Origin of the sequence: Hyphobacterium sp. SN044 (assembly GCF_021864465.1) — a bacterium.
GTDB lineage: Bacteria > Pseudomonadota > Alphaproteobacteria > Caulobacterales > Maricaulaceae > Hyphobacterium.
This window is the reverse complement of the sequence record NZ_JAKKUV010000003.1, coordinates 57,885-74,569: the sequence shown is the minus strand read 5'-3', so window position 1 is coordinate 74,569 and position 16,685 is coordinate 57,885. Positions and strand designations below refer to the sequence as shown.

18 protein-coding genes are annotated in these 16,685 nt (G+C 67.4%); all 18 read right to left on the bottom strand.

What is annotated here, in order from left to right:
* Positions 1-363, bottom strand: a complete 363-nt coding sequence (locus tag L5876_RS05590) for a cytochrome c-type biogenesis protein (RefSeq protein ID WP_236955129.1) — start codon at positions 361-363, stop codon at positions 1-3.
* Positions 360-2,300 carry a heme lyase CcmF/NrfE family subunit gene (locus L5876_RS05585; protein WP_236955127.1) on the bottom strand — a complete coding sequence of 647 codons (1,941 nt, stop codon included), beginning with the start codon at positions 2,298-2,300 and terminating at the stop codon, positions 360-362. The genes L5876_RS05590 and L5876_RS05585 overlap by 4 nt, the downstream gene beginning before the upstream one ends.
* Positions 2,297-2,755: a cytochrome c maturation protein CcmE gene (gene ccmE / locus L5876_RS05580; RefSeq protein WP_236955121.1), complete on the bottom strand. Its 459-nt coding sequence runs from the start codon at positions 2,753-2,755 to the stop codon at positions 2,297-2,299. Before ccmE ends, L5876_RS05585 begins: the two co-directional genes overlap by 4 nt.
* Positions 2,755-3,696: a hypothetical protein gene (locus L5876_RS05575; protein WP_236955119.1), complete on the bottom strand. Its 942-nt coding sequence runs from the start codon at positions 3,694-3,696 to the stop codon at positions 2,755-2,757. Before L5876_RS05575 ends, ccmE begins: the two co-directional genes overlap by 1 nt.
* Positions 3,693-4,343 carry a DUF938 domain-containing protein gene (locus tag L5876_RS05570; protein WP_236955117.1) on the bottom strand — a complete coding sequence of 217 codons (651 nt, stop codon included), beginning with the start codon at positions 4,341-4,343 and terminating at the stop codon, positions 3,693-3,695. Before L5876_RS05570 ends, L5876_RS05575 begins: the two co-directional genes overlap by 4 nt.
* Before the next feature lie 46 nt (positions 4,344-4,389).
* Entirely contained in the window at positions 4,390-5,745 is a 1,356-nt protein-coding gene (locus L5876_RS05565) for a hypothetical protein (protein WP_236955115.1), read from the bottom strand.
* Positions 5,746-5,806: 61 nt separating this feature from the next.
* Positions 5,807-7,189 carry a sensor histidine kinase gene (locus L5876_RS05560; RefSeq protein ID WP_236955114.1) on the bottom strand — a complete coding sequence of 461 codons (1,383 nt, stop codon included), beginning with the start codon at positions 7,187-7,189 and terminating at the stop codon, positions 5,807-5,809.
* A complete protein-coding gene (locus L5876_RS05555; protein WP_236955112.1) occupies positions 7,186-7,860 on the bottom strand; it encodes a response regulator transcription factor in 675 nt (224 codons plus the stop codon). Before L5876_RS05555 ends, L5876_RS05560 begins: the two co-directional genes overlap by 4 nt.
* A 10-nt stretch (positions 7,861-7,870) precedes the next feature.
* Positions 7,871-8,203: a PepSY domain-containing protein gene (locus L5876_RS05550; RefSeq protein ID WP_236955110.1), complete on the bottom strand. Its 333-nt coding sequence runs from the start codon at positions 8,201-8,203 to the stop codon at positions 7,871-7,873.
* A 48-nt stretch (positions 8,204-8,251) separates the two neighbouring features.
* On the bottom strand, positions 8,252-9,136 hold the full coding sequence (locus L5876_RS05545) for a DnaJ C-terminal domain-containing protein (RefSeq protein WP_236955108.1): 885 nt from the start codon (positions 9,134-9,136) through the stop codon (positions 8,252-8,254).
* Between the two features lie 67 nt (positions 9,137-9,203).
* Complete coding sequence (locus L5876_RS05540; protein WP_236955106.1) at positions 9,204-13,088, bottom strand: glycoside hydrolase/phage tail family protein; 3,885 nt, start codon at positions 13,086-13,088, stop codon at positions 9,204-9,206.
* A 1-nt stretch (position 13,089) separates the two neighbouring features.
* Positions 13,090-13,515, bottom strand: coding sequence for an NlpC/P60 family protein (locus L5876_RS05535; RefSeq protein ID WP_236955104.1), 426 nt, complete (start codon positions 13,513-13,515; stop codon positions 13,090-13,092).
* Positions 13,512-14,408, bottom strand: a complete 897-nt coding sequence (locus L5876_RS05530; protein WP_236955102.1) for a DUF2163 domain-containing protein — start codon at positions 14,406-14,408, stop codon at positions 13,512-13,514. The genes L5876_RS05535 and L5876_RS05530 overlap by 4 nt, the downstream gene beginning before the upstream one ends.
* Positions 14,409-14,411: 3 nt before the next feature.
* Entirely contained in the window at positions 14,412-15,044 is a 633-nt protein-coding gene (locus L5876_RS05525) for a DUF2460 domain-containing protein (protein ID WP_236955100.1), read from the bottom strand.
* Complete coding sequence (locus L5876_RS05520) at positions 15,041-15,469, bottom strand: phage tail tape measure C-terminal domain-containing protein (protein ID WP_236955099.1); 429 nt, start codon at positions 15,467-15,469, stop codon at positions 15,041-15,043. The genes L5876_RS05525 and L5876_RS05520 overlap by 4 nt, the downstream gene beginning before the upstream one ends.
* Positions 15,470-15,731: 262 nt before the next feature.
* Complete coding sequence (locus tag L5876_RS05515; protein ID WP_336886687.1) at positions 15,732-15,956, bottom strand: phage tail assembly chaperone; 225 nt, start codon at positions 15,954-15,956, stop codon at positions 15,732-15,734.
* Complete coding sequence (locus L5876_RS05510; protein WP_236955098.1) at positions 15,953-16,228, bottom strand: GTA-gp10 family protein; 276 nt, start codon at positions 16,226-16,228, stop codon at positions 15,953-15,955. The genes L5876_RS05515 and L5876_RS05510 overlap by 4 nt, the downstream gene beginning before the upstream one ends.
* Positions 16,225-16,641 carry a phage major tail protein, TP901-1 family gene (locus L5876_RS05505; protein ID WP_236955097.1) on the bottom strand — a complete coding sequence of 139 codons (417 nt, stop codon included), beginning with the start codon at positions 16,639-16,641 and terminating at the stop codon, positions 16,225-16,227. The genes L5876_RS05510 and L5876_RS05505 overlap by 4 nt, the downstream gene beginning before the upstream one ends.
* Positions 16,642-16,685: the final 44 nt, after the last annotated feature.

Here is a 16,685-nt window from a genome sequence, read left to right as displayed (position 1 = left end):
TCAGCCCGCCGGTGTCTTTTTCCTCGATGCCGACACCAGCATAGCGCCTCCGCCGACCAGCAACAGGAGGGGAAGGCCCCAGAGGAGCGCCGTATGCCAGGCAAAGGGCGGGCGCATCAGCACCTCGTCGCCATAATGCGAGGCCAGAGCCGCCCGAACCTCGCTGGACCGGTCACCCGCCGCGACACGCGTACGAATGAATTCGCGCATGTCCTGCGCGAGTGCGGCATCGGAATCGGCGATCGATTGGCCCGAACACACCACGCAGTTGATTTCCTGCATGATCGCGTGCGCCTGGTCTTCCTGCGCAGGGGACAACTCGACGGACTGAAGCAGGGCCAGGGCAATCAGCAGCGCCGTCATGCCATCTCCTCCCGGCGGCGGCCGAGCGCCATCCCGGTCAGCGCCGTCAGCCCGCCCAGCGTGATCATCAGGGCCCCGAAGCCCAGCAGCCACGTCATTGGATTGAAACTCATCCGGACTTCGAAGGCGATGCTGCCGTCTTCGCGCTGCCGCGGCTCGCCAAGCACGGCATAGAGGTCACCGCTCCACGTCGTCTGGATGTCGACTTCGCGCGTATTCTGCTCCGCCGCGACATAGAAGCGGCGTTCCGGGGTCAGGACGCCCGTCCGGCGGCCATTCTCCGTGACGACGAGCTGCGCCTGGTCGGCGAGATAGTTCGACCCGTCGGCGCGGCGCAGATCGGCCAGAGCGATCGTGCGCTCGCCAATCACCATCGTCTCGCCCTCCGCCAGGGCGCGGACGACTTCGGGAGCGCCGGTCGAATCCGCTGCCGCGCCGAGCGCGATCAGTCCGACACCGGCATGCGCCAGGCCCCGTCCATAGGCTGACACTTTCGCCGGCAGGTGTGCGAGCACCCGGCTGTCGATCAGGTCGGTCACGGCACCGGCAATGGCCCAGCCGCCAAGGACTGCGCCCGCAATGGCGAGCACGCTGCCCCCCATCATCAGGACGGCAATACCGGCCGCGGCCCCGGGAATTGTCCAGACCAACGGACGCCAGCTGAATGCCGCACGCTTCATGCCGCCCGATCGCCAGGGCAGATAGGGCGCGAAGGGCAGAAGGATCAGCAGGGCCGCCATCATCGGGGTGGCGGTCCGATTGAAATAGGGCGCGCCGACCGACACGGATCGCAGCCCGAGCGCGTCGGCGATCAGCGGGTAGATCGTCCCGCACAGCACGATCCCGGCGGTGACCGCCAGGAAGAGATTGTTGATGCCGATGAAGGCTTCCCGGCTGGTCGGCTCGAACCCGTCCCCTTCGCCCAGCTTGCCGGCGCGCAGACCGAACACGGCCAGGCCACCGCCTGCGAGGACGGCCAGAATGCCGAGAATCCACATGCCGCGTTCAGGATCGAGCGCGAAGGCATGAACCGAGGTCAGGACGCCCGAGCGTACGAGGAAGGCCCCGAGCGCCGAAAGCGAGAAGGCCAGAAGCCCGAGCAGCGCCGTCCAGCCCGGGAAGGCTCCGGTCCGCTGCGTCGCGATGGCGGAGTGAATGAGCGCCGCGGCAATCAGCCAGGGCATGAAGCTGGCATTCTCGACCGGATCCCAGAACCACCAGCCGCCCCAGCCGAGCTCGTAATAGGCCCACCAGGCGCCGAGTGCGATGCCGGCGGTGAGCGCCGTCCACGCGCCGATCGCCCAGGGCCGTATCGCTGCCGCGACCAGCCGTCCGCCCCGCCCCTCGATCAGGCCTGCAAGAGCCAGGGAATAGGCCGCGGATATCCCGACATAGCCGAGATAGAGCGTGGGAGGATGCAGTGCGAGCGCCGGGTCCTGAAGGATCGGATTGAGATCTGCGCCCTGCACCGGAATGTCGGCGAACGGGATCCGGTCGAACGGGTTCGAGGTGAAGACGAGGAAGGCGAGGAAGAGAATCTGCAGCCCGCCCTGTATCGCGACCGCGCGCAGGCGCAGGCCCGGATCGGCCTTCGGACCGAAGGCCGCGAGCCCGGCCCCCACTGCCGTCATCAGCGTGCACCAGAGCAGCATCGAGCCTTCATGCCCGCCCCATGCCGCCGCGACCTTGTAGAAGAGCGGCTTGTCGACATGGCTATGCCCGGCGACGTAGGCGACCGAAAAATCCGAAACGATGAAGAGATAAATCAGGAGGCCGAAGGCGATGGCCAGCGTCGCGGTCGCCGTCTGCGCCGCGCGCGCGCTCACCTTCGCCAGACCGCTTTCGGGGGCGGTGGCGGCGCGCCACCCAGCCATCAGCTGGACCAGAGACAGGACCAGGGCAATGGCGGCAAGAAACCGGCCGATCTCCGCAATCATTCGCCGGCCTCGGCCGTGGCCTCATTGCCCTGCCAGACGCCCTGCGCGCGCAGCGCTTCGGCGACTTCGGGCGGCATGTAGGTCTCGTCATGCTTGGCCAGCACGTTCGATGCCTGGAACAGGCCGTCATGATCGAAATGCCCCTCGGCCACGATGCCCTGCCCTTCGCGGAACAGGTCGGGCAACGATCCGTCATAGCTGACGCGGATCGTCGCAACGGTGTCGGTGAGCGTGAACAGTGCGCCGCCCTGATCGGGACGCACGACGCTTCCCGCCTCGACCAGACCGCCCACACGCACCCGCTCACCAGCCGGTGGCGGTGCCGCAGCGACTTCCGACGGGCTGTAGAACAGGACGAGCGCGTCGCCGAAGGCGAGCAGCATCAGCCCCAGTGCGGCTGCGAGGATCACTCCGGCTCCGCCAACCATCCACAATCTCTGACGGCTCTTGCGCATCATTCCTCTCCGGCGTCGCTGCCGATCGCCTGACGCGCAACGGCCAGAATGGCGCTGGCACCCGCGTCATCGGCATGGGCCGCTTCAGCCTCGGTGAGCGCTTCGCGCGCTCCGCTCATATCGTCCATCATGGCGCGAACGCGGATCAGGACCAGCCAGTCCGACAGCGACCCTTCGCCGCTGCTGACCCGCTCGGTCAGACGTCCGACCATACCGGCGATCCGTTCTTGCGGCGACATCTCCGGCGCGTCCTCGACCTGCGCCGCCGCCACACTTCCTGCGTCGACATCCGGGCGCGACAGGAATTCCGCTGCCTGCCGCGCGATGATCGTCTTGTAGGGATCGCCTGGCTCCAGACGCGACAGCGTGTCTGTCCAGTATTGCGTCGCGCCAGCCCGATCACCGTCCTGATAGGCGCCCAGCCCGAGGAAGAAGCCCGCCTCCGGCAGGGCCGGATCGAGCCGGTAGGCCGCCTCGAACGCGGCCTGCGCGTCCGGCGTCACATCGCCTTCGTTGAGATTGATGACCGTCTGACCAAGGTCGGAGAAGGTGCGCGCCTGGGCGTCGATCGAAAGCGAGCGCTGGAAGGCATTGATCGCTTCCATCTCCCGTTCCGCGCGGGCGAGTTCACGGCCGAGCATGGCCCAGGCTTCCGCGTTGCCATCATCTTCGCGAACGATGTCGCGCAGGCGTTCGATGCGGGCGTCGAGTGTGAGTTCGGCAGGGTCGGCCGCGCGGCGCTCGGCCGCTTGGCGGGCATAAGGGGCGCCGGGCTGGTTCGGCGCACCGCCAACCCAGTAGACCGCGCCCGCGAGGACCAGCAGGACCGCCGCCGACGCCGGACCCATCCAGCGCGGCACACCGGCGCCGCGAAAGGGTGCGAAGACAAAGATCGCGACGGCTGCCCCGATCAGCGCCGCGATGGCGGCAAAGACCATCATGACGCCCTCCGGAAGATCAGTGACAGATTGTTGGCCGGCATCTCGATCCGCTCGGCGAGCGAAAGCCCATGACCGGCGAACAGTGCGGTCACGGCGTCGATCGGGCGCACGCCCCACTCGGCATTCCGGCTCTTCAGACTGGCATCGAATTCGCGATTGGACGGGGCCGTCTTCTCCCCTTCCAGGAAGGGTCCGTAGAGAAAGACGAAGCCTTGCCGCGCGATAAGCTTGGCGGCCCCGGCCGCGAGGCCTTCGGCCACGGACCACGGTGCGATGTGGATGACGTTGAGACAGGCCAGCACATCCACGGGCGCGAGACCGCTGGTCCAGTCTGGCGCACCGGCGTCGAGCGAGAGCGGGGCGAGAAGCCCCTCACTCTCCTCGGCGCGTGCTGCGCAGCTGGCAAGCGAGTCCGGGTCGATCTCGGTCAACTGCCAGGAAATGTCGGGCCGCGCGGCACAGCAGGCTTCACCATGCTCGCCCGTGCCGGAGCCGATCTCCAGCACGCGCGCCTGCTTGGGCAGGCGTTCGGCCAGAACCGCGCGAACCGGCTCGCGATTGCGCGCAGCGCTCGGCGAATAGAGCTTCGCGGCATCGCGCGTGCGATCTTCCAGAGCGATAACGGGGGATGTGTTTTCCGGTGACATGGGGGCGAATTACGTCCTGCCCCGCGTGCGCGCAAGCGTCAGATCGTCACGCCGCCATGGCTGCAGCGTTGCGCCGCCGGGTCAGGCTGGCGCTTTCCACCTGCCCCAGAGCCTCTTGCAGACGCGCGATGACATCGAGGCCGGCTGAGGCAAGTTGCTGCGTTTCTCCGTCGGAATGCTGCAGCACGTTGATCAGATGACCGCAGCATTCCTCGAGCGCGGCGATCGCCGCATCTTCGGCCTTCTTCTGTACGCTGCCGGTCGCCGCCTGCGACGCCCATTCGCCGGCCCCGCCAAGAAAGCGCAGTTGCGCCTCGGCCCGGACGATCACCGCCTCGTCAGGACACGGCACGGGGACATACACCCCGCCCTTGCCCTTCTTCGGCTCCGGCAAGGCTGCATCGAGCGCCTTCTGCGTGCCGGTCAGCAGCTTTTCGAGATCGGCCGACGCCTGCGCCCGCAGTGCGAAAAGCGTCTTGCCCCACTGACCATCCTTCCGGATGCCAAACTCGCGGGTCATGCCCACCGTCACCGTCACGAAGCAGGCCAGCCCGGCGATGGCCTCGTCGGCTTCCTCGATGGACGTGGGTGCACGGCGGAATCGCGTCGCGTAGAATTCCGCATCCTTCAGCACGGCATCGCCAACTGCGGCAAGGTCTGTTTTCGAGATCAGCTGGTCGTCGCTGCGGCGCCCGATCTTCTCGACCGCACGGAAAATCTGCGCCGTCTTGGTCAGCCGCGTCATCAGCAAGAGCAGCATCCAGACGCCGGCATCGGGTGCGCGCTCCGACACGTCGTCATAAACGTCCCGCACATGCGTACAGAGATCAGGATCGAAATCGGTGATCTCTTCGGGAATGCCTCTCAGCGCGTCCTTCAGAACCGTATCGTGGATCAGCAGGGTTGCCGCCAGATCCGCGGTTTCGCGCCCGCCCGCGCCCCACAGGGTGGCAATCCGGCTCTCGAGCTTCCGGTCATCCCTGGCGCTTTCCAGAAACGCCTTCAACGCCTCTCCGGCGCGAACGCGGATGGCTTGCCAGTTCTCGGTCGTAGCGCCGCTCGCCGGAAACGCGCCGGAAAACCCCGACTGGTCGGCGTCTTCGAACCACGCCCACAGGCCAGACAGAAACCCGGGAGAAAAATAGGCGCGAGACGGTGGATCGGTCTCGGGATTGCCCGTCAGGGGGTCGAGCGGAGCGAACAGCCGCTTGCGCTGAAGCGCGCCTTCATCCGGAGCGGCAAGCGCATCGAGTTTCTCGAGCAATTGCGCGACGCCCGCCTGCGCAGGATCGCGGCCGGCCGCGGCGTTCGCCGACGCGAGAACACGCTTGCGCATCTCCGGAGCGAGCGAGCTCCAGAACGCGCCAAGTTTCTCGATATTCTTCGCGCTGAGACCTGTCATCGCGATGCGCCGGTTGAAGTCATGACGGGAAGATTTTGCACGCGGCACGGTTAACGCCGCTTTAGCGCTTCCTTGAGGGCAATTCGAGCCGTGCGAGAAGGCCGCCAAGTTCGGACTCTCCGAGTGTCAGCTGGCCGCCGTAGACCGCGGCCAGATCGCCGACAATCGACAGGCCGAGCCCGCTGCCCGGCGTGCTTTCATCGAGGCGGACACCGCGCTGCAGGGCCTGCTCCCGGCGCTCTGCGTCCATGCCGGGGCCGTCGTCTTCGACGATCACTTCAAGCTTGCCTTCGTCCGCGAGGCGGGCCGTCGCCTTCACCTCGCCGCCCGACCATTTGCAGGCATTGTCGAGCAGATTGCCCGCCATTTCCTCGAGGTCCTGACGCTCGCCCCGGAAATAGATGTCGCCTTCACATTCGAAACCGATCGTGATTCCTTGCCGGCCATAGATGCGCTGCAGCGTCCGGGTCAGGTCGTCCAGCGTGGTGCAGACATCGGTTTTCGCTCCCACAGCCTTCGCGTGGGCCGCCGCACGGGCGCGTCGCAGATGGTGGTCGACCTGGCGCGACATCGTGTCGGCCTGGCGTTCGACCAGCTCGGCGAAACCGCCCTTCTCGCTCCGGCTCTCATTGAGCAGGACGGCGATCGGCGTTTTCAGCGCGTGCGCGAGATTGCCGACATGCGTGCGCGCGCGCTCGACCACTTCGCGGGAATGCACGATCAGGGAGTTGAGCTCATCGCCGAGCGGTTGAAGCTCGCTCGGGAACTGTCCCTCGACGCGCTCGGCCTGTCCTTCGCGGACGGCCGCCACGGCCTGGCGCATGCGGAATAGCGGCGCGAGACCGAACCGGACCTGCAGCACAAGGCCCGCCACAAGCGCGATGGCGAAGAAGGCGATGAGACCGAGTGAAATCAGGCCGAAACGGCGCACTTCACGGTCAGCCGGGCGTTGATCCTCGGCCGCCAGCACCACGACCATGTCGGGACGCCCGGAAAGGATCACTGCCTGCGCGATCACCCGGAGCGGTTCGTCGTCCGGGCCGACGATTTTCATCGTGATGGGCGTGCCAGGCTGTGCGGCCGCCGCTTCCATCAAACGATCAGGCGGGCGCAGACGTTCATCCCACAGGGACCGCGAGCGCGCGATGACCCGCAAACGATCCTCGGTCCGCCAGTCGGCGATCTGCCAGTAGCGGCCCGAAAAGACGAGACTGTATTCGGGATCGGTCGGCTCACGCGCCAGCGTGACCTCTCCAGCGTCACTCGTTTCCGATGCCGCCACAAGAGCGTTCACCGTCGACTGCAACCGGCTTTCGAGCGCCCCGAGTACGGAGCGCTCGTAGAGACTGGTCAGGGCAATGCCGCCGGCGACGAGAAGCGCCGCGGCCCAGATCGCCCCGGTGGCGATCAGCCTGAGAACAAGCGAATGGCGTCTGGGTGTCACGCGGACCGGGCGTCAGGATCGGTCAGCCGGTAGCCCAGCCCCCGGACCGTTTCGATCCGGTCGGACCCGATCTTCTTGCGCAGCCGGCCGACAAACACCTCGATCGTGTTGGAATCGCGGTCGAAATCCTGATCGTAGATGTGCTCGACCAGTTCGGACCGCGAAATCACGCGGTCCTGGTGATGGGCCAGATAGCTGAGCATGCGGAATTCATGAGAGGTCAGCTTCACCGGCGCGCCATCGATGAAGACGCGGGCACCGCGCGTATCGACCGACAGATTGCCGCAATCGATCGTGGAGGTGGCATGTCCGGCCGCACGGCGGGTCAGCGCCCGCAGGCGGGCCAGCAATTCCTCGGTGTGGAAGGGCTTGGTCAGGTAATCGTCCGCACCCGCGTCAAAGCCCGCGACCTTCTCGCTCCAGCGATCACGCGCCGTCAGGATCAGGACCGGCGTCGCATTGTTGTCGCGGCGCCAGCGTTCCAGGACGGTCACGCCATCGAGCTTCGGCAGGCCGAGATCGAGAACGATCACGTCATAGGGTTCGGTTTCACCGAGGAAGTGGCCTTCCTCGCCATCGGTTGCGGAATCCACCGCGTAGCCGGCATCGCCGAGGGCACGGGACAATTGCCGGTTCAGATCCGGATCGTCTTCAATCACGAGGACGCGCATCGTCCCTCTCCTAGCGTTCGTAGAGGATGTTGCCGGTCTGGGCGTCGACGACGACATCAACCCGGCGGCCATCTTCAGTGAGAATCTTGATGATGTAACGGGGGCGCGCACCCTGTTCGAGCTCGGCGTCGATCACGTCGGCATGGGTATAGCGCTGCCGCACGGTGCGGATGACCTGCAATGCGGGCAGGACGCGGCCAGACTGAACCTCGTTGCGCGCTTCATCGGCCGTGTAACGGTTGCGCATGTCGTCCCGCGATTGCGCGTACTGCATCGCATCGGCTGCTGCGCCCAGCGAAAGACCGGCAATAAGGGCCGCGGAGGTGATCAGGGTCTTCATCATGCCGGGCATACTGGCGAAAGCTCGCTGAACCGCTTCTGAACGGAGAGTCTAGCGCAGCTTCATGCGCGGATCATACCCCTTCGGCGGTTGCCAGTCCGCCGCGAAGGATTTCAGGGCCGCATCGTCGGCCGGCAGGTCGATCAGCACGCGAATGATCTGGTCGCCGCGCTTGCCGCCCTTGGTCGGGAAGCCCTTGCCGCGCAGCCGAAGCAGCGTGCCCGAGCTCGACCCGGCCGGAACCTGCACTTCGACAGCGCCGTCGATCGTCGGAGCGCGGACCTTCGCCCCCTTCACCGCCTCGGCAAAGGAGACGGGCAGGTCAAGGCGCACATCGTCGCCATCGCGCGAGAAATACCTGTGCGGACGGACATGCAGTTCGACCAGCGCGTCGCCCGGCGGGCCGCCCGCCGCACCCGGTTCGCCCTGTCCGGCGAGACGCAGCGTCTGGCCATCGGTCACGCCTGGCGGGGTCCGCACATCCAGAGTCCGGCCCGCCGGCAGGGTCACGCGCTTGGTCGCGCCCTTTGCTGCGTCAAGAAAGTCGAGATCGAGCCGGAAGCGCAGATCGGCCCCCTTCCGGGCGCGCGAGCGCGGCCTGAAATCGGTGAACAGGTCGGAGAAGATGTCGCTGATATCCTCGAACCCGCCCGCGCGGGTCTGGCCGCGCGCCGCGCCGGCCCCGGCATAGCCCGGGTGAAAGGCTGCGCGTTCATTGCCATCGCCGTCGATCTCGCCGCGGTCGTACCGCGCACGCGTCTCGGCGTTGGACAGGAGTTTGAATGCCGCGCTGACCTTCTTGAACCGGTCCTCGGCGGCCTTGTCGCCGGGATTGGCATCCGGGTGCAGTTCCTTGGCCAGCTTGCGGTAGGCACGCCGGATCTCGTCCGCATCGGCGGATTTCGGGACACCCAGGATGGAATAGGGATCGGTCATGCGGCGGTGCGTTCACGAAACATGCCGCCGAGATGTAGGCGGGTTTCTCCGAAAACGCCAACCCGCGTCAGAGGATGAATACGCCGGTCGCGGCGCGGCCGGGCCCGTAGCGTTCGGAGACCTGACGCACGGCGATCTCGACCTCGTCGAGCAAGCCGCCAAAAAGCGCGGCTTCGTCACCGCCATCCAACGACCATTCTGGCAGGTCGCTCTCGAAAGTCTCGGCACTCCCGCCGGGCGCTCCGACCGTGATCTGATAGCGTTCGAACACTTCGCCGAGCGGCGCATCACCGACACCCCAGCTGTCGCCGCCAATGCGCGTACGGCGGACCCAGCACACCTTCAGCATGCCGTCTTCCCTACTGGCCTTCAGATGGACGGGAGAAAGTGGACGCAGATCCGCTCGCTCGATCGTGACAGTTTCGTGCGCGTAGGAGGTATCCTCCGGCACACGCCGCGCCGGACCAGCCCGCACCTCGATTGGCACATTCCACTCCTGGTCCTCGACCGGAAATGTCACTGGCGCGGTGTCGAGCAGGACGAACCGGCTGCCTGCCGGAATGTCCGCGTTCGTCTCGCTGCCGTTTTGACCGCGCAGTAAACCGGCGATCTGCCAGATTCCATCACCGATCAGGATGGCATCGCGGAACTGCACGATTTCCCACGCTTCACCGGTCTCGATCGCCAGACGATTTGCCCCGGCGAGCAAGGCGGCTTCGGTCACGCTTTCCAGCCCGCCGCGATCGAGCACAAGGGTGGGGGCTTGTTCGACGATCCGCCCCGACGGCGCCGGAGCGAGCGGCGCGAGCAACTGGCCGGAAAGGCAGGGACGCTCGACCAGCGCCCGACGATCCAGACCCTCGCCGGCATGCACCGCGGCGATCCCGTACCAGGGCTCGGCCGCGACGGCTGCGAGGGGCCCGCTGCGTTCGGAGTCACTTCCGGACAGCGGCAGATCGAGGATGAACAGATCAGCCTGCGACGGAGGCCGCACGGACCCGCGCGGCGCGCCTGGATTTGTTCCGGCAAGCGCCGGCGGGACATCATGAGAATGCGATCCCGACGCGTGCCGCGCCGTCTCACCGGACAATTCCGAGATCGTCAGGTCGATGGTATTCGTGTCAGTTGTGACCCGGATCCGGTCTCCGGGCTCGACGGCCAGGGAGGATGGCGGAAGCGTGAAGGCGAAGCGCTCGCCTTCGGCCTCCAGCCGGCGCAGCGCTTGTTTTGCCCAGCCTTCCGCCTGCCCGGAATCGGCGAGGAGCGGAACCGGCAGATCGGCCACGCCGCGGGCCGCGCCGAGCCGGTGTCTCGCCAGCGCGGCGGATCGCGCATAGTCGTCTTCATCGGCGATGAAATGCACGCGCACATCGGCCGGCATCGCGGCGAAGTCCTGCCGTTCGCAGCGCAGCGTTTCACCGGGCTCGGTCAGCACCAGCGCATCACTCGATCGCTCATGGGTCGTGCTCCCAGGCCGCCCGAAGCGGATACCGCCCGCCGTGTCCGTCGCCGTGAAGCCGAACAATACGGCCAGTGGCGATAGCGCGTCCCGGACAGCCATGGGTCGTTCGACGAGATAACCGGACACGAGGCCATCAAGCTCCGACACGTCCGGATCGAGTTCGGCCGACACGCACAGATCGAGGACCACATCGCCCAGCGGAGCCAGTCCCATCCGCCCGGTGAGCCAATGACCCAGCCGCCAGTTCGCCCCATCACCCCAGACCTCGTTCCGGGCGGGGAAGTCGGGGAAGGGCCGCGCGTCCCAGGTCCAGACATGGATATCGGCCGGATCGATCATCGGTCCGGCATAAACGGGAGACACGGTTTCGTCCGCCGCCCAATGCCGGATCATCGCCTCCAGATAGCGGCGCTGGATCAGATCGTCGCGCGTCCCGGCCGAGAAATGCGGCAGCGCGCTTTCCGCACTCTTGGGATCGACGAACACGTTCGGCTGGTTCGCCCCCTTGTCGACCGCCGGACAGCCGGTCTCGGTCAGCCAGACGGGCTTGGATTGCGGCACCCAGCCCGTCGGCGACGCGGCGCGCACACCGCCCGGCCGGTCGTGGTGCGCATTGGACCACCATCCACGAATGTCCTTGAAACGGAAGACCCAGTCTTCCCCGTGTGCCGTATCGGAAATCGGCGTGCGGACCTGCGCCAGCCGGTCCGCGTCGCTGGCATAGTACCAGTCATACCCCTCCCCGCCTTCGGCATTGGCCGACAGATAGGTCAGGTCGTGCCCGGTTCGCGACAGGGACGCGTCGGCGTGATCGGTGCCGTCCCGCCAGTCGGCCAGCGGCACATACCAGTCGATCGCGACCGCATCGATCGCCGGATGGCTCCACAGCGGATCGAGGTGCAAGAAGACATCGCCGGACCCGTCGGCCGGGCGGTGGCCGGAATATTCGCTCCAGTCCGCGGCATAGGACAGCCGCAGGCCGGGCCCGACGATCGTCCGGACTTCTGCCACGAGTTCGCACAGCGCATCCACCGCCGGATAGTGGTCCGCGCTGTCGCGGATCGTCGTCAGCCCGACCATTTCCGAGCCGATCAGGAAACCGTCTGCCCCGGCGATCTTGGCCAGCACGGCATGGTGCAGGATGAAGCGGTTGAACCGCCATTCCGCCGGTCCGGCATAGCTGACGGCGTCCCCCGAAATCGGAAAGTCCGAAGCGGACGCCGCGCCGAAAAAGTCGGCCACCTGCGCGCCCGCCGCCCCGCTCTTGTCGGATGAACCCGCCTGTGCGGCGGCAGGGTGGCAGGTGATGCGCCCACGCCAGGGGAAGGCGGCCTGCTCGGCCCCGCCATACGGGTCCGGCAATCCGTTCCCGGAGGGAATATCCATCAGGATGAAGGGGTAGAGCGACACGGTGAAACCGCGCGCCTTGAGTTCCCGGATCGCGGCGATCAGCGAGGCATCGTCCGGCGTACCGCCATAGACCGGCCGCTCGTCTTCCTGCGTGACCAGCCAGGCCGTGGTCCGGCTCTCGCCAGCGACCTGCCATGCGCTTGGCCGTGTGACCTTGTCGCGGGTCTCGACGCCCGGACGGATCTCGCAGTCCCCGCAGCGAAGGTCGGTTCCAAACCAGGCCGACACGATCAGGACGGACCGGCAATTCGGCAACCGCGCCTCGAGATCGTCGATCGCCGCAACGAAATCCGTCACGCCGCGCCCGTTATGGACATTCTCCGGCTCTTCCTTGCCCGGCCCGATCTGCCGCATGATCGGTTCGGCGGCGTAGGCGAACTCGCCCGATGCCGGGATCAGGTCGACGCCGCGGATCATCTCCTCCAGGCGCGGCTGGCCGGGATAGGCCACCGGGGCCGGACGAAACACCTCAAAACTAAAATTGGGAATTCGCGCGCCATATTCGTCGAGCGGGAAGTCCTCGAACACCGCATAGCCAAGGCCGCGGAAGGCCGGCGCATTCTCCGCACCCTCGACCGCCTGGATCAGGGCGTCGGGGAGCTGGTCCTCAGTGCCGCGATGGATACGCATGTCGGTCTGCGACAGGTCGAGCGGCGCGCCATTGGCCCACACCCGGCCGATACCGTCGATCACGCCCTCGGTCAGGCCGACCGCGAAACTGACCGTGTAGGAATAGGCGGTGACGCTCGGCCCGCCCTTGTTGCCGGCCCGGTCCCTGGTCGCCGTCTCGGTATAGCGCGCCGCCCAGATCACCTGCCCGGCGATCCGCGCGCGGCCGTAGAGGCGCGGGATCGGCGCCCCCTCGGTCGACGCCTGCAGACGCAGATCGGGCAGTCGTGGCCCCTCCCGGTCCGGTCCCAGCCCCCCAAGCAGCGCCCGGTCGGCGACCGCGCCCAACTGCGCGCCGATAAATCCGCCGATCGCGGCACCGGAAATCGCCGAACCGAACAGCGACACACTGCCGGGCAGGATCGAACCGCCAACGGCCGAGCCTGCCGCACCGAGAAGAAGTTGCGCCATGTTATTTCACTTGTGAAGGAAACTGGAAAACGCCGGCGATCCGCCGCCGCCACCATTGCGTCAGCGCGGTCTCGCTGACCGCGCGGCCCCAATAGGCGTGGATCAGCGTGTCGCATGTGGAGAGGATGCCGCAATGCCGTGCCGGCAGGCCGGGTTTCAGCCGGAACAGGATGACATCGCCCGGCAGCGCCTCGGTCACCGGGATCAGCCAGCGTCCGGCTGCTTGCAGCAACAAATCATCGCCGCCTGCATCCCAGCGCGCCGGATAGGGCGGCAGGGCTTGCGGTTCGGCCCCGTGCAGGGCGCGCCACACACCGCGGATCAGCCCAAGGCAATCGGCTCCCGCCCCGCATACGCTCGCCTGATGGCGATAGGGCGTCCCGATCCAGCGCCGCGCTTCGATCAGCGCCGCCTCGCGAACGCTCACCGTGCCCCGCCCCGACTCGTCCCGTCGCGCAACGTGTCACCGGCCGGTCCGGCGATCAGCACGTCGTTACCCGGCAGGAAGGGATGGCCCCGGAAGTTCACGATGTTCGAAAACCGGTCGCGGCAGGTTCCATGCCGCTTGTCGCAGCCTGCGGTGACGGTGAACGCATCGCCCTGCGCGATGGGCTGCGCGGGCGCCTTGGTCAGCTGCAACGTCACCACACCGCCCGACACCCGATGCGCCTCGACGAGGCAGATCGCGCCGGCATTCCCGCCGCTGGTCCAGGTCAGAAGGCCGCCCGAGAACAACCCGGCGTCAAAGCCGCCGAGCCCGTCCGCCACGAAGAGGTCACCGCCCGAAACGCTGGCGGCACTCCCCTCGCCCCGGAAAGCAGGATTCTCGAGATCGACGCCGCAGCGCGCATCCCCGATCTCGGCATCGCACTGCCGCGAATAGACCCTGCCGGTCACGCGTTCGAGCCGCACCGACAGGCCGCGCAACTCGGCCTCGAAGGCGGTTTTGCCGCGTCTTGTCTCGCCGATCTCACCGGTCCAGACATGGGCGAAGATGGCCGGGTCCTGCCAGTCCGCGCGCAGCACATCGACCCGCGCGCCGTCCCACAGCCCGTTGGCGAGGTCCGCCTCGGTAATCGCGGCGTCATCGAGCGCGCCGAACACGCTCGCCTGGTCGGCGCCGAGATCGGCCCGTCCGTCGCGTTCGCCGGGCGCAAAACCGCTGGCGGCACGGCAGGTCAGGCCATCGACGACCAGATCGCGATCATGTTCGGTGAAGCCGAACACCTGCCCGTCGCGGCGCGTCACGCGCCAACACCAGGCGAGCGTCGTCACCCCGCTGTCCAGCCGGGTCTGCAAGTCTTCCGGTAGTGTCAGCATGGCTTACAGTCTCAGCTCGATCAGCGGCACGTCCGCCGCCTCGCCCGCCCCGAAGGCGTCGAGCGAGATGTCGAGCGCGTCCGTGTCGAACCGCACCGGACAATCGAATTCGAATCCCGCCGTCACGGCCAGCCCGGCCCCCGGCGGCGTCACGAGGCTGACCAGCCCCGTCACCGGGTCTAAGGCGAAATCGGCCCCGTCCAGCTCCACGCCGTCCACCGCGATACGCACGCTCCCGGCTACGGGTTTCGCGATCGGGCGGACATAGCTCTCGCCGCCGCTCGGATAATGCTTCACAAGCGAATATTCTGTCATGGCGCCATCGCTGGTCGCGAGCAGCTGGTCGGTCGCGGACAGGCTCGCCGACGGCGCGCAGGATTTGTGATCGAGCGGATCGCGGAACCGGAAGCCGTGCTGCCGCCCGCGCCGCGCTTCGAAGAAGGCTGTCAGCGCGTGAAGGTCGTCGAGCGTCTTCACGCCCGGCCCGGCATTCCAGAGCCGCCGTGAATGCGCGTGCGGCGTGTTACGTTCTTCCCGCCCCGAACCGAGCGTCACGATCTCGGTGCGGCGGACCGGTCCGCCGCGCGCGCCCAGCGCGACGGAGAAGGGGAAGCTGACCTCGTGAAATCCGCTCATAACCGCCCCGCGCCTTTCCGCACCGCCCGCGCCAACGCGCTGGCGATCTGCGTTTCCGACCGCCTGATCGCGGACGCGTCCGCGCCCGGCGGCAGGGTCAGATTGATCGTCACCGGCGGCGCCCCTGCCGTGTCGGGCTTGGCCGCGCCGGTCAGCCCGCCGAGCAGCGTCTCGATCGGGCCCGAGACGAAGCGTTCCGCGCCCAGCCGCGACAGGTCGCGCAATATCGATTCCGCCATGCTGGCGAAGCTCAGCTCGCCGGTGCGCGCGGCGCGGGTCAGCGCCGCCTCGATGCTCGACCCGGCGCGCTCGAACGCGTCGGCGAGGCTGTCGGCGGCGTCGCGGCCCGGCCCCTCGGCCAGCGCACGCAGGGCGTCGCCCGCCCGCTCCGCCTCTTCGGCGACCGGGTTTGTGTCGGTGGTCATGTCTTGTCCTCGAATTCGACGTTTCCCGGACGCGCGAAGCGCGGTCCGGGATCCAGATCACATGGGGTCCTCACGAAAGTGGGGACCTGAATGTCGCGCTCACGTCGGGTCCCCGTTTTCACGGGGACCCCAGGGTCTATTCGGGTATTCGAACAAGGCCTTGTCCGGAAACCGCGCCTTGCCCCACCCCGGCCCTCCCCTTCAAGGGGAGGGAGTCAGGTAGGTGCTCGTCCTCCCCCGAATAGGTTGGGAGCGAGGTGGCTCAGCTAGGCGGGTGCCCTCCCTCCCCCACCGGGGGAGGGTTGGGGTGGGGGGCATCAGGAAACCTTGCCCTCAACGCGTCCAGCTCCGCCCGCCCCAACGGAGCGCGACCGGCGGGTGCGGTCAGCATCCGCCACTCCCTCAGCGAAAGCTGCCAGAAGTCGCGCGGCGAAATCCCCATACGCACCGCCAGGCGCAGCCAGGCATCGAAGGGGATGCCGGTCACAGCGCTCGCTCGAAACAGTCGGCCACGGCCCGCACCGCCCGCACCGGATCGATGGCCGATACGTCCACGACCGCCCCTCCGCCGCGCAACAGCGCCGCCAACACCAGCGCCAGATCCGCCGCCGACAGCGTCTTCAAGCGATCGGCCATCGCCGCGAAACCGGAGACGCTTAAGGCCGCCTCGATCTCGGCGAGTGCGCCCAGCGTCAGGCAGAGCGTATGCGTCTCGCCGCCCGCTTCGAGCGTCACCTCGCCTCGTGCGGGATTGCTCATGCCGCGGTGAAGCCCAGCGCCCCGGCCGAGGCGAGCGAGAGGGCATAGGCCGCCTCGCCGTCATGCCGGCCGGAATATTCCAGGCCGGTAACCAGAAAAGCCCCTTCGATCGTGCCGAAATCCGGCACCACGATGCGCCAGGTCTCCGCGCTCTGCGCGAAGAAGGCCGCGCGCACGGTCTCGTCGGCGGCCGCATCGACGAAGATACCGCTGCCGGAAATGGCACAGGATTTCATCCCCGCCCCGGACAGCAGCTCGCGCCAGGCCCCCGGACTGTCGGCGTTCGTGGCATCCACCGTGCGGGCATTCAGCGTGATCGTCTTGGCGCGCAGCCCCGCGACAGTCGCGAAGCTTTCCGGGTCTCCCCCGTCGCCGATTTTCAACAGCAGGTCTTTTCCGCTCTGCGCGGTCATGGAATAGTCCTCCACTTGGGCGTGTAGATATCTGAAAGGACGCG